The 13,092-nt window shown below is 36.9% G+C and carries 12 protein-coding genes; 10 read left to right on the forward strand and 2 right to left on the reverse strand.

The features are described from left to right. The first annotated feature begins 45 nt into the window (after positions 1 to 45). The gene (locus QH639_RS07875) at positions 46 to 666 is read left to right on the forward strand and encodes a thermonuclease family protein (protein WP_131522056.1); all 621 of its coding nucleotides are present in this window, start codon (positions 46 to 48) and stop codon (positions 664 to 666) included. Positions 667 to 1,208: 542 nt separating this feature from the next. Here QH639_RS07875 and QH639_RS07880 read toward each other — a convergent pair. Beyond that, positions 1,209 to 2,084 carry a glycine betaine ABC transporter substrate-binding protein gene (locus QH639_RS07880; protein WP_131522055.1) on the reverse strand — a complete coding sequence of 292 codons (876 nt, stop codon included), beginning with the start codon at positions 2,082 to 2,084 and terminating at the stop codon, positions 1,209 to 1,211. A gap of 220 nt (positions 2,085 to 2,304) precedes the next feature. On the opposite strand from QH639_RS07880, the gene QH639_RS07885 reads away from it, so the two are divergent. The 8 genes from QH639_RS07885 (at position 2,305) to ssuE (ending at position 11,244) form a co-directional block, all read left to right on the forward strand. Then, on the forward strand, positions 2,305 to 2,877 hold the full coding sequence (locus QH639_RS07885) for a manganese efflux pump (RefSeq protein WP_131522054.1): 573 nt from the start codon (positions 2,305 to 2,307) through the stop codon (positions 2,875 to 2,877). Between the two features lie 315 nt (positions 2,878 to 3,192). After that, positions 3,193 to 3,720, forward strand: coding sequence for a YceI family protein (locus tag QH639_RS07890; protein WP_131522053.1), 528 nt, complete (start codon positions 3,193 to 3,195; stop codon positions 3,718 to 3,720). Between the two features lie 187 nt (positions 3,721 to 3,907). Beyond that, positions 3,908 to 4,849 (forward strand): NAD-dependent epimerase/dehydratase family protein, encoded by a 942-nt coding sequence (locus QH639_RS07895; protein WP_131522052.1) that lies wholly within the window; start codon positions 3,908 to 3,910, stop codon positions 4,847 to 4,849. Positions 4,850 to 4,954: 105 nt separating this feature from the next. After that, positions 4,955 to 6,232 (forward strand): AAA family ATPase, encoded by a 1,278-nt coding sequence (locus QH639_RS07900; protein WP_259420244.1) that lies wholly within the window; start codon positions 4,955 to 4,957, stop codon positions 6,230 to 6,232. After that, the gene (locus QH639_RS07905; protein ID WP_131522050.1) at positions 6,229 to 6,804 is read left to right on the forward strand and encodes an RloB family protein; all 576 of its coding nucleotides are present in this window, start codon (positions 6,229 to 6,231) and stop codon (positions 6,802 to 6,804) included. The genes QH639_RS07900 and QH639_RS07905 overlap by 4 nt, the downstream gene beginning before the upstream one ends. 125 nt (positions 6,805 to 6,929) lie before the next feature. Further along, positions 6,930 to 9,011, forward strand: a complete 2,082-nt coding sequence (locus QH639_RS07910) for a catalase (RefSeq protein WP_193767415.1) — start codon at positions 6,930 to 6,932, stop codon at positions 9,009 to 9,011. Positions 9,012 to 9,209: 198 nt separating this feature from the next. After that, positions 9,210 to 10,547 (forward strand): dihydrolipoyl dehydrogenase, encoded by a 1,338-nt coding sequence (gene lpdA, locus QH639_RS07915; RefSeq protein ID WP_281115937.1) that lies wholly within the window; start codon positions 9,210 to 9,212, stop codon positions 10,545 to 10,547. Between the two features lie 163 nt (positions 10,548 to 10,710). After that, on the forward strand, positions 10,711 to 11,244 hold the full coding sequence (ssuE, locus tag QH639_RS07920; protein WP_281115938.1) for an NADPH-dependent FMN reductase: 534 nt from the start codon (positions 10,711 to 10,713) through the stop codon (positions 11,242 to 11,244). Positions 11,245 to 11,290: 46 nt separating this feature from the next. On the opposite strand, the gene QH639_RS07925 is transcribed toward ssuE, so the two are convergent. Beyond that, entirely contained in the window at positions 11,291 to 11,446 is a 156-nt protein-coding gene (locus tag QH639_RS07925) for a hypothetical protein (protein ID WP_193767414.1), read from the reverse strand. A 209-nt stretch (positions 11,447 to 11,655) separates the two neighbouring features. On the opposite strand from QH639_RS07925, the gene QH639_RS07930 reads away from it, so the two are divergent. After that, a complete protein-coding gene (locus QH639_RS07930) occupies positions 11,656 to 13,044 on the forward strand; it encodes an aldehyde dehydrogenase (RefSeq protein ID WP_259420248.1) in 1,389 nt (462 codons plus the stop codon). The last annotated feature ends 48 nt before the right edge of the window (positions 13,045 to 13,092 follow it).

Raw genomic sequence — 13,092 nt, forward strand, 5'->3', positions numbered from 1 at the left:
ATCGTAAGTATAAGCAATGATGATTAGTTGTGAGGGGCCTACTACATGAAAATGCAAGACATAAAAACATTAATAACAAGTGGTACGATTATTTTGGCTGTAGCATTGTACATGATATTTGGCAGATCACCTGCGGAAGATCAAGATACTAAATCAGTTACAGATCAGCAAGGTACTATTACCATTGAACAAGTGGAAGAAAAAACAGGTAATAAACGCTTTGAGATAGACTATATTAAAGCATATGATGGGGATACGATTCAGGCGACAATTAATGGTGAGAAACGAAAAATTCGTCTATTAATGGTGGATACTCCTGAAATGAATTACAATAAAGGTGGCGCTCAGCCATATGCGGAAGAAGCAAAAGAGTATACGATCAATTTATTGGAAAGGGCTAATAAAATTGAAGCTGTCTATGATGTTGGACCAGAAACAGACAATTATGATCGCCTTCTAGCCTACGTGTTTGTAGATGATGTCTTATTACAGGAATCTTTATTAAACGAAGGGCTTGCAGTTGTACGTTATATTCATAAGCCAAACAATACATTTGAAGATGCATTTGGAGCTATTCAACAAAAAGCTCAGAATGCAAAATTAAATATTTGGTCACATAAGGATTACTTCCAAAAAGATGGTTTTCACCCTGAAATAGTTCAATAATCTATAAATTCTTTACTATATGCTTTTAATTTTAGCTAGGAAGCTGCTGCCAGTATCTTATAGGTAGCAGCTTCCTATTTTAAATTTCCTATTCAAAAGCTTTTGGCATGGTGAGAGGTCAAGGTCGTCTCTCTGTATGTAATGCATGATATTGGTCGTAAAAATCTACTGTAGAGGTTCAGTACACGGTTGCGGAGAAGGCGATCTCACAAAGGAAAGCAAGCAGCCAACCAGGAATGTTTTATTTTCCAAAAAATGGAAGATAGCTACTGATAAATGAAAAAATCATTTTTATGAATGTTGACAATCAATATGATAATGATTATCATTATCATATAAAGAATATTCCTTGTTCTACAATACAGTGTAGAGAGGATGAACTTTAGCTACTTTTCTCCAGAAGTTTGCTAGTTCATAATTACGCTCCTGAACCCCCCCTCATTTTTGGGAACGTTAAAAAATGTAGACGGCTCATTCTATTATAGAATGAGCCGTCTACAATCTGAATCTATTTACTAATGAGTAGTAAATGGGTTCTCTTTTTATGCTTGTACATCTTTCGTCCATTCGGCTACTTTATCTTGATTGTTAGCAATCCATTTTTTCGCAGCATCTGTGGCACTCATGCCTTCCATTATATCAAACATTACACTTTCTATATCTTCAGCACTCCAGTTGAAACGGTCAAGGACACTATAGGCTTCAGGGGCATCCTCTTTGAAACCATTCCGCGTAAAAGTGCCAATATATTCTTCTGTTCCATACAAACCTTTGGGGTCATCTAAGTATTTTAAATCATAGGCATTAAAGATCCAGTGTGGTGACCAGCCCGTGATGATGATTTCTTCATTATTAGAGATAGCTTGACTGAGGGCTGCGGTCATTGCACCAGCAGACGAGGTCAATACATTCCAACCTTCCAGATTCTTATATTCCTTATAGGCATTTTCTGTCGTAGCCATCATATTAGCTCCTGGTTCAATGCCTGTAATGGTTTGATTAGCTTGGGTTGTTAAATCTTCAATAGAATCGACATCCATATAACTTGGTACAACCAAACCAATCTTAGCACCAGTTAGGTTTTCTCCTAAGTTCTCTATCTTATTGTTGTATTTTTCTACTTGTGGGGCATGTGTTTGTGGCAACCAAGCAGATACCATACCATCGACCTCTCCGTTTGCAAGTGCTTCCCACATGATCCCATTGTCTAAAGGTGTCAGTGTTACCTTATATCCTAAATCTTCTAGTACTTGTCCTACTACATGTGTAGATGCAACCTCAGTATCCCATTCAACATATGCTAAATTGATTTCACCTTTATCCGTATTCTTTGTGTCCTCATTTTCCGAACCACATGCAGTTAACACAATAAGGCATATAAATGCTATGCCTATTTTCAATAACTTGATGAGTTTCATAGTACATCTCCTTTCTATTATTTCTTACATAAACGTATAAATATTAACAAGTAACAACTTAATTCTATAAACAAGTTGTCACTTTTGTCAAATTGATGGTTTAGTCATACCGTGTTAAAAAGATGGAACATAATCAACTAAACTTCGTTGTGCCCATTAATTTTTTTATTATTGACATACGATAGGTGAAAATGGAGTCGGAAATTTGAGGAGGCATAGTATGCATTGGATTACAATTATCTTAATAGGAATTGCTGCGAATTTAGATAACTTGGGGATTGGTCTAGCCTATGGAGTTAAACAAGTTAAAATTCCAATTTTATCAAATGCTGTGATTGCTATTATGTCGATGATTGTCACATATGTCGCAGTAACAGCTGGTAGCACAGTTGTTGAGTATATTTCACCGCATACTGCCAATTTACTAGGGAGTTTACTACTGTGTGTGATTGGTCTATGGACTTTGATGTCCAATAATTTTTCTAATCAGCGGATAGCAGGAAATCCCGAATTATTTGATGAAGATAAAAATCTAGTGATCTCAACAAGAGAAGCAATGGCACTTGGCTTTGTCTTGTCAGCGAACTGTTTAGCAGGAGGTATTGCAATAGGCGCAAATGGCATCTCAGCCCTTTGGACAGTCATTTCCATCGGCGTATTTTCCTTTATCACAGTTGGAGTGGGAAGTAGATGTGGCTCTTTACTAGCAAAAACGTTTATTGGCAAGCATTCTACAGCAATATCAGGGTGGCTACTTATCATGATTGGTATTTTTGAGGTTTTTGCAAAATAATTTATTGCTACGCTTAAATATTATCAAATATTGGTGATATTCTTTTTATTACATAGAGAGGGATGTACCGATGACTCGGACATCTTTTTTTATGTTTTAAAAATTTATTTTTAATTACTTGACGTAACTAAATTATTAATATATATTAGGTTACAGAAAGTAATTAAAAACTTTTCATAAGCTAAGATGTAAACAAATAAGTAACTACAAATGTTTATCCTATCCAATTTTGGGTAACATAAAAGATGTAGTTGCTTCATATTTTAAAATATATCTCGAAATCGAGATAAAATCAACCAATTGGAGGAATTTATAATGGCAAAATGGAACATTGATTTAGGACACTCAGCAATTAACTTTCAAGTAAAACACATGATGGTATCAAAAGTTAAGGGTGTATTTGACAATTACTCAGCAGATATCGAAGCAGCAGATCTTGCAGATTTAACAACTGCTACTATTAGTTTTACAATTGATCCAGCGAGCATAAATACACGTAGTGAAGATCGCGATAATCATTTAAAAGCAGCAGATTTCTTTGATGCCGAAAAATATCCAACGATTACGTTTAAATCTACAAACATTGCTAAAAAAGCAGGCGATGAATATGCAGTAACTGGTGATTTAACAATTAAAGACGTTACAAAATCAGTAACATTTGATACAGAATTTAATGGGAAAGGCACAAATCCATGGGGTCAAGAAGTATACGGCTTTGAAGCTGAAACAACAATTAATCGTGAAGACTTTGGTCTAACTTGGAATGCGGCATTAGAAACTGGTGGAGTCCTTGTTGGGAAAGATATTAAAGTAACGGTTGAATTAGAAATTAATCCAGCTTAAAAATAGATAGCTAGGGCATGTTTGAAGTAACCTTCAAACATGCTTTTTATGTAGCTCAAAATAGATCCTTATGGAATGAAGCAATCTAGCAAAAAGAATTTGAGAAAAATTACCAGTAAATAAGTTTCTTGCATATTTTTAGTAATTACTGCATATAAATCATCATATTGTTTTTGGGGGCGATAGGATGAATGTATTAGTGACAGGCGGCTATGGTTTTATTGGCAGTGCAGTAGGTAGGCGTTTTTTTGAAGAAGGTGCAACGGTTTATATTATTGATAATTTAAGTACAGGGCATCTACGGAATGTTGACTTTGAGCATAAATCCTATCTTTTAAATGTTGAGGATGAGGTTTGCGAGCATCTCTTTAAGGAAATAAACTTTGATGTGGTCGTCCATTGTGCAGCGCAAACGAGCGTGCAGCAATCTATCCAGGAGCCAGTAAAGGATATTTTGACAAATATAGTTGGACTTAGCCAAATGCTTTTTTTATCATCGAAGTATAAGGTACAGCACTTTGTCTTTGCCTCCTCAGCAGCTGTTTACGGGGATAGTCACTATCCTCCATTAGAGGAATCAGATGTCTGTGAACCAATATCTATGTACGGATTAAACAAGAGCATTGGCGAAACCTACTGTGAGAAATGGCAAAAAGATTATCGTTTGCCCGTTCTTATTTATAGATTTGCCAATGTTTTCGGGCCAAGACAGCAAATGCAAGGTGAAGCAGCTGTGATTCCAAGTATGTTAAAAAGTAGTATGGCAGGTAAACCATTTACAATTTATGGTGATGGTGAACAAACGCGAGATTTTATTTATGTAGACGATATTGCTGATGCTATATACGCAGGTGTATCTGCACGTTTACAAGGCACGTATAATGTATCCACTAATGAGGCTTGGTCTATTCACCAGGTCATCTTACTGCTCCAACACTTAAACCATCCACTTGAAATTCAATATGCTCCAGCACGAGAAGGGGATATTGAGCATTCGTTTTTAAATAATAATAAGTTAGCCAATGCAATTGGTTGGAAGCCTAAAATTTCTTTTGCAGAAGGCATTGAACGTACATTGCATGCGCTACAAAATGAATCATTAGCAGAAATTCAACAAAAAAGTGGATAAAGGGACAATAAAGTAATAAGACATATTACATTGCGTAATATGTCTTTTTCTATGTCTATAGTATAATAATTCATTAAAGAAATGGTTGTGGACGGAGGCTTACATATGCTTGTAGATTTTAGAGTAAAGAATTGTTTAAGTTATAAAGATGATACGTTGTTTTCAATGGTAGCTGGAAGTCGCCTACGAAAATGGAAGGATACCCATACAATTCAGTTTGATACACTTCGTCTTGTAAAAAGCGCATTTATTTTTGGTCCAAATGGAAGCGGAAAATCTAATCTGTTTACGGCTATTAAAGTATTACGTTCCTTGCTTTTTAATTTTGAAAACTTAAATAATGTAAAGCAGTTACGTCTACCCTATCAACCGTTTAAGTTAGGAAGTCAGCAAGACAAACCAACAGAGTTTATGATATCGCTTTTTTTGGACGGAGCTTTATATGATTATGAAATACAGTATAATGCTTCTCAAGTTCTCTATGAACGTCTTGTGAAAACGAACAAGTCACTGAAGGAAGAGCTATTTGTCAGACAATGGGATGGTACAGAATATTCTTATGAGACATTTCAAACAGCTTCACAGGAATTGACAAAATATACACGTAATAATACAGCCTTTCTATCCGTATTACATGTTTTTAATGATCCAGACGCTTTAAAGATATTCGATTGGTTTTTACATAAAATTCTTTTCCTAGATGAAGCAAATCGGTTATCAAGTCATCCCCTTATTCGTAAACTTGAAGAGGAGCCCTTTAAAAAGGAAGTGATCAAACTGCTAAAAATTGCAGACCTCTCCATTCAAGATGTCACGGCTAGACGTGTGGAACGCAGAGAGAAAAATACAATTGGCTATGAATTTGATTCGCCTGAGGTGATTCAAGAAGTAGATATTGATCTACATTATTTATCATTTGATGAAGCAGGTGCACCGATAGGGACAAAAACAATTAATTGGACAATGGATTCTAAGGGCACCGTGCGAATGCTACATTTAGCCTGTGTGATGGTGGATGCTTATAATAAAGGAAAAACCATTTTTATAGACGAATTCGACACAGCCTTCCATGTATCGATTTGTGAGTTTTTAATGGCCATTATGAATAGCAAACGCAATAGCAGTAATCAATTTGTCGTGACAAGTCATGAAATAGAATTACTTGATCAGCCACTACGCGCCGATCAAATTTGGTTTGTTAATAAAAGCTTTAAAAATGAATCGGAACTATATTCCTTATTTGATTTTGCAGATTTACAAAAGAAACGTGGAGATCTTTCTTATGCGAAACGCTATATGAAAGGGGAATTTGGTGCAACGCCTGTCATTAATGAGTATTTATCTGAACAATACTTAGAAGAAGCGGAGGTATCTGAGCAGTGAGAGTACGTCAACAAGGGAGCCGAACACTGCGTAAAACTATTTTAATTTATTGTGAAGGTGAAACAGAACGCATCTATTTTGAACAAATGCGTATTTTAAAGCGCTCTAAGATGGTTAGCGTCAAAATAAAAAACGTTAAACGTTCAGCGATCAAGCTTGCCCAACATGCTTATCGAGATTCCAGCTACCAATACTTTGATGAAGTTTGGATTGTATTTGATAAGGATGATCTAACTGAAAAGCAACTAGAGGAAGTAAATCAATTTTGTGAGGAAAAAAGTATTCATATTGCGTATACAAATGAAGCATTTGAATTGTGGTTACTCTTGCATTTTGAGGAAGTCGATAGTACAGAAAAATATCCCCGTGCTGTCCTCAATGACAAAATGGAACAGCACCTTGGTGTGAGTCGTTATTTCCGGCATAAGGCTGATGAATCCATCATAGCCCCTATTGCATTACGACATGAGGTAGCAATTAAAAATTGCACAGATATGATGGCACTCCGAGAGACAGAGAGCCGTGACAACCCATACTGTAACATACATGAAATGATACGATACATATTTTAAGATTGAGCAGGTTTTCTATTAACAAATAGAAGCCTGTTTTTATCTTTCCATAATGCTTCGTCGAAAGGAAGGCATGTTTCTTTTTCCAAAACATATAGTGTATATGGAGCGAAATTAGTACATGTATGAAAGGGGATTGCGTGGATAACTCAAAGTCGAATCAATCCAAAAATGTAGAAGGAAACCCAAAGGATCATCAATTAGAGCAGTTTCGTGTCGAGAATGAGGGTACGAAAATGACAACGAATCAGGGACTAAGGGTGTCCAATGATGAGGATTCGTTAAAGGCAGGTGTTCGTGGTCCGACAATTATGGAGGATTTTCATCTTAGAGAAAAAATTACCCATTTTGATCATGAGCGTATTCCAGAGCGTGTTGTACATGCCAGAGGTTTTGCAGCACATGGCGAGTTTGAATTATATGAATCCATGTCGGAATATACGAAGGCAAAATTTTTGCAGGATCCGAAAAAGAAGACACCTGTTTTTGTCAGATTTTCGACAGTGGTAGGGAGCTTAGGTTCAATGGACACAGCTCGTGATGTACGTGGGTTTGCCACAAAATTTTATACGGATGAGGGGAATTATGATTTAGTTGGTAATAACATCCCTGTATTTTTTATTCAGGATGCCATTAAGTTTCCCGATTTAATTCATGCCGTAAAGCCTGAGCCTCATAATGAAATGCCACAAGCAGCCTCCGCACACGATACTTTTTGGGATTTTGTAGCCAGTAATCAGGAAATTGCACATATGGTAATGTGGGTAATGTCTGACCGTGCCATTCCTCGAAGCTTTCGTATGATGGAAGGTTTCGGTGTGCATACATTCCGTTTCGTCAATGATAAGGGAAGATCAAGATTTGTGAAATTTCATTGGAAGCCTGTGCTAGGAGTGCATTCTCTTGTTTGGGATGAAGCCCAAATAATTGCAGGGAAGGATCCAGATTTTCAACGAAGAGATTTATGGGAAGCCATCGAAATTGGAGATTATCCAGAGTTTGAGTTAGGCATACAGATACTAGAGCCTGAGGATGAATTTAAATTTGATTTTGATATTTTAGATGCGACTAAGCTTTGGCCGGAGGAACTAGTACCTGTGAAGAAAATTGGAAAGATGACCTTAAATCGCAATGTGGATAATGTCTTTGCTGAAACAGAGCAAGTTGCCTTTCATCCAGGTAATGTTGTGCCTGGCATAGATTTTACCAATGATCCTCTACTACAAGGTCGATTGTTCTCCTATTTAGATACACAATTGATTCGATTAGGTGGACCGAATTTTGCTGAAATTCCTATTAATCGCCCGATTTGCCCCGTGCATAACAATCAACGTAATGGCTTTAGTCGACAGACCATTAATTTAGGCAGGGTAAGCTATCATAAAAATTCATTAGCAAATAATACACCAGCCACCTCTACTGCAAGAGAAGGCGGATATGTTCATTACGAGGAAAAGGTTGAGGGAAGAATTACGAGAGCGCGGAGTAAATCCTTTGACGATCACTTTTCACAAGCAAGGCTATTTTGGAACAGCATGTCTCCACCTGAAAAACAACACATTATCGATGCCTTTAGCTTCGAAGTAGGAAAAGTGAAAAGTAAATCTGTTCGACAGCAAGTAGTGGATATGTTTGTTCATGTGGATAAAGTAATGGCTACCACAGTAGCAGACAACGTTGGTGTTAATCGACCTAATGGTGAGCAGTCTAAGGTAACGGCCTCTTCACCTGCACTGAGCCAAGCCAATACCGTTAAATTGCCTTATACGCTGAAAGTAGGCGTTTTAATTGGTGATGGCTTTGATGCAAATGAAGTCGGGGAAGTATTGAAATATTTAACAAGACAAGGTGTGCGCTATAGCATAATCTCTGATCGACTAGGTGTGGTAATAGGGAATAATGGTGTGCAATTAACGGCTACTGACACATTTATTACAACCGATGCTGTATTATTTGACTCGTTATATGTTGTTGGAGTAAAGGCAAGTAATCAGGCGAAATTCAATACTTATATCGTCAATTATATAAATGAAGCATATCGTCACTTTAAGCCTATAGGATTTGCTGCATCTGGCACAACCTTCTTTAATATGTCGAATGCCAATGTAGGGCCGGGAATCATTTTAGCTACAGGTAATAAAGATTTTCCGAAAAAGTTTGTAGCTGCCATTGCTCAACAACGATTTTGGCAGCGAAATATTTATTAAATCAATGAGCGTCGAATACTCACGAAAGAGAAGCGAATACCCACGGAGAGTAAGCCTCATACCTGCGAAAGAGAAACGTATGCTCATAAACGTTAACAAATAAGTCAAAAGGCCTTTCGTTGTAATGAAAGGCTTTTACTATGTCTGTCATTGCATTCAAAATTTGCAAATGATATGGTGGTACATGAGGTGAAAATTATGGAAAATTTTGATATTGCTATTATTGGGGCGGGACCAGGTGGCTATGTGGCTGCCATACATGCCGCCAAGAATGGCAAAAAAGTAGCACTCATCGAACGAGATAAATTGGGAGGAGCCTGCTATAATGTTGGCTGCATTCCATCAAAGATTTTATTGGAGCATAGTAAACTTGTGCAGGAAATAAAAAGAGGGAATAGCTGGGGAATAGAAGTGCCTAAAGTGGAAATTAATTTTCCTCGACTAATGCAACGGAAAGATACAATTATTCATGAACTACTAACAAACATTGAGCAATATATTATCGATAATCATATAACTTTATATCGTGGTGAAGCTTCAATCGTAAAGGACTTAACGATAACTATCGGGAATGAGACGATAATGGCATCAGATATAATTTTAGCGACAGGTAGTAAACCCTTTGTTCCACGATTCGAAGGGTTAGAGACATCCACCTACTATACGACGGACACATTTTTTGAGATAGACAAGCTTCCAGCCCAGCTAACAATCATTGGCGGGGGCGTAATTGCCATTGAAATGGCGTTTAGTTTAGCACCACTTGGTACAAAGGTAACAGTGCTTAATCATAGCGAGGATATTTTACAAACGGAAGAGGCGGATGCAAGACCGCTGATTCGAGAAAAGATGAAGAAACTTGGTATTGAACTTGTGACAGATTTTCAATTTGAAAAATTTGAAGGTAATAGCATTCATACATCTAAAGGATCTTATACATATGAAAACCTTTTATTTGCAACTGGACGTCGTCCCAATATAGAAATTGCTGAGCAACTAGGATTAGCTTTTGATGGTCGATTAATCGCTGTCAATGAGCATTTTGAAACAAGCCTGCCGAATATTTATGCGATTGGTGACTTAGTGGGTGGTTATCAACTTGCACATTCTGCCAGTGCTGAAGGAATTTACGTTGTCGATTATATTGTAGGAAATCAACCAATACCAATTGATCAATCAAGCATTCCACGTTGTGTTTATACAAACCCTGAAATTGCTACATTTGGTTTACTAGAAGAGCAAGTCAAAGCACCGTACATGGTGACGAAAATGCCACTACAAACAAATCCAAAGGCATTAATGGAGGGGAATACGGAAGGCTTTGTGAAGCTAATTTCATCGAAGGATAATGGGGAAATTTTAGGGGCTTGCGTAGTAGCTGATGGTGCAACAGAAATGCTTAATGCCCTATTAGCAACAAAAAATGCTGGTGGTACAGCTCGATCACTTGCAAAAATGATTTTTCCACATCCTACTGTATCAGAGCATATTGGAGATGTAGCTAAAGCTGTGTTTGGGAAAGCAATACACCAATAAAAAGCTGTTGACATTCTAGAAATTCATGATAAATTAATTTTATAAGAATACTAGGAATTTTAAGTTAACTAGACATCTAGAGGCTTCTATTTTACAAAATGATGTTTCATCAATTTGTAGAGTAGGGGCCTTTTTTATAATATTGATAAAAGGAGTGGGCAAGATGACAAAAGCAGTCATTATTAATGGAAGTAATTCGAAAAATTCTAGAGTTACCGCCATTCATGAAAAGGTGGAGAATCATTTCATTGCACAAGGAGTAGAGGTTCACTCAAATTATATACATGAGCTCCCAGCTACAGATTTAGTAACAGCGAATTTTTCTAGTAAGCAAATACAGTCTGAAAATGAGCATGTTAAGGAAGCAGATTTTATAGTTATCCTTACACCAATTTATAAAGCATCCTATACAGGGATTTTGAAGACTTACTTGGATCTACTGCCGCAAAAAGCCTTGCTCGAAAAGGCTATACTCCCCATTGCTGTAGGCGGTTCGATCAGTCATTTGTTAGCATTGGAATATGCATTAAAGCCAGTGTTAGCTGTATTAGGAGCCACATCCATTACTAATTCTGTTTACATTGTAGATAAACAAATTATACGTTTGGAAGAGGGCGGCTTTGCGATTGAAGAAGAGGCCATCAGTAGACTTAAAGCACAATTAGATCAGTTGCAACAAGTATGCATTGTTAATTAGAATAAATGAAAACGCATTATAGGGGCATCCTATAATGCGTTATTTTTTAATTTCCTTCTGGAATTTCTTCATTCTCCACAGGTATTGTAGAGAGATATAAGAAAGCCTCATCTTGCAATAGCAATATTTTTTCTTCACAAATTCCATGCGATAATGGTCCAGAAAAAATGGACTCCCACCATGTTCCTGTTGTTGTTGTCATTCATCTACGCCCCCGTTTCGGTTTTAATATGTAGTTGTATATTTCCCGAGATGAAAAAACTAAAACATTTCATTTCACATATTGCTATTTCACCCCCTCGATGTAGAAAGAGGATTTTTGCCTCTCGATGTTGTATCGTATAGACAAAGATAGTTTGTTTCAAAATGAAAAAACTATGTATGCCATTTTAAAAAAGGGGTGCTTTATTGATGAATTTTACGTCACAAGATGTGGAAAATATGATTACAGAGCAACGTCAATTTTATTTTTCCCGTGCTACAAAAAGTGTGAAATTTAGAAAAGAGCAATTAAAGAAATTAAAAACATCAATTTTAAAATATGAGAAGGAAATATTGAATGCGCTTTACGTAGACCTTCGTAAAAGTGAATTTGAAGCGTATGCAACAGAAATTGGCATTGTATTAGATAGTATTTCATATATGGTAAAACATGTAGAAGAATGGATGGAACCAGAAGCAGTCAAAACACCGATACAATATCAAATGGGCAAGAGCTTTATTGTTCGTGAGCCCTATGGCGTAACATTAATTATCGGGCCATTTAATTATCCATTCCAACTTGTAATGGAGCCACTAATTGGTGCTATAGTTGGAGGAAACACAGCAATCGTCAAACCATCAGAAACCTCTGTACACACAGCAGCCATTGTGAAAAAAATCATTGAGGAAACATTCCCGTCTTCATATGTACGTGTTGTGGAAGGTGAAAAGGAAGAGGTTACGGCTCTTATTCATGCTTCTTTCGATTATATCTTTTTTACAGGTAGTGTAGCCGTTGGTAAAGTAGTAGCAAAAGCTGCTGCAGAACGTTTGACACCAGTTGCTTTAGAGCTTGGTGGCAAAAGTCCAGCAATTGTCGATCAAACAGCAAATCTAGAGGTAGCGGCAAAGCGGATTGTATGGGGTAAATTTACTAATACTGGTCAGACATGTGTGGCCCCTGATTATCTGCTTGTACACAAAGATGTTTATGATCGTTTTATGAAAATATTAAAAGAAACAATCCGTTCATTTTATGGCAAAAATCCTTTAAAAAGCCCTGATTATGGACGTATCGTCAATTTAAAACAATTTGATCGTTTACAGCAAATAATTGTGGAAGAACGTGATGCCATTACATATGGTGGACGAATAGATCGGGATGATTTATATATTGAACCTACAATCGTTGAATATGTAAAATGGACAAGTCCATCCATGCAGGAAGAACTATTTGGTCCTATCTTACCTGTTATGATGTATAATGATTTGCCACTTGCTATTCATCAAATCCGGCAATTACCGAAGCCTTTAGCGGCATACTTCTTCTCAGAACATGAAAAAGCCATGCAATACTTTTTAGAAGAATTACCATTTGGTGGGGGATGTATTAACGACACTATCACACATGTTGGGAATTTACATTTACCATTTGGTGGTGTAGGTCCATCAGGTGTGAAAGCATACCATGGCAAAGCAAGCTTTGAAAACTTTACTCATCCGAAATCTATCTTGAAAAAATCTTCCAAGCTGGAGACAAATGTGCTATTCCCGCCATATAAACAGAAAGTGAAAATTGTGCGCTCAATTATGAAATAGCTTAGCAATGGAGGTATCAGAAGATACCTCCATTGTAACTATAAGCTT

The sequence above is a fragment of the Lysinibacillus sp. 1 U-2021 genome (assembly GCF_029916965.1).
GTDB lineage: Bacteria > Bacillota > Bacilli > Bacillales_A > Planococcaceae > Lysinibacillus > Lysinibacillus capsici.

What these genes read in the sequence shown, in the direction of transcription:
- QH639_RS07875 (WP_131522056.1), top strand. Translation starts at nt 46, where the DNA reads ATGAAAATGCAAGACATAAAAACATTAATAACAAGTGGTACGATTATT.
- QH639_RS07880 (WP_131522055.1), bottom strand. Translation starts at nt 2,084, where the DNA reads ATGAAACTCATCAAGTTATTGAAAATAGGCATAGCATTTATATGCCTT.
- QH639_RS07885 (WP_131522054.1), top strand. Translation starts at nt 2,305, where the DNA reads ATGCATTGGATTACAATTATCTTAATAGGAATTGCTGCGAATTTAGAT.
- QH639_RS07890 (WP_131522053.1), top strand. Translation starts at nt 3,193, where the DNA reads ATGGCAAAATGGAACATTGATTTAGGACACTCAGCAATTAACTTTCAA.
- QH639_RS07895 (WP_131522052.1), top strand. Translation starts at nt 3,908, where the DNA reads ATGAATGTATTAGTGACAGGCGGCTATGGTTTTATTGGCAGTGCAGTA.
- QH639_RS07900 (WP_259420244.1), top strand. Translation starts at nt 4,955, where the DNA reads ATGCTTGTAGATTTTAGAGTAAAGAATTGTTTAAGTTATAAAGATGAT.
- QH639_RS07910 (WP_193767415.1), top strand. Translation starts at nt 6,930, where the DNA reads ATGAAAGGGGATTGCGTGGATAACTCAAAGTCGAATCAATCCAAAAAT.
- lpdA (WP_281115937.1), top strand. Translation starts at nt 9,210, where the DNA reads ATGGAAAATTTTGATATTGCTATTATTGGGGCGGGACCAGGTGGCTAT.
- ssuE (WP_281115938.1), top strand. Translation starts at nt 10,711, where the DNA reads ATGACAAAAGCAGTCATTATTAATGGAAGTAATTCGAAAAATTCTAGA.
- QH639_RS07925 (WP_193767414.1), bottom strand. Translation starts at nt 11,446, where the DNA reads ATGACAACAACAACAGGAACATGGTGGGAGTCCATTTTTTCTGGACCA.
- QH639_RS07930 (WP_259420248.1), top strand. Translation starts at nt 11,656, where the DNA reads ATGAATTTTACGTCACAAGATGTGGAAAATATGATTACAGAGCAACGT.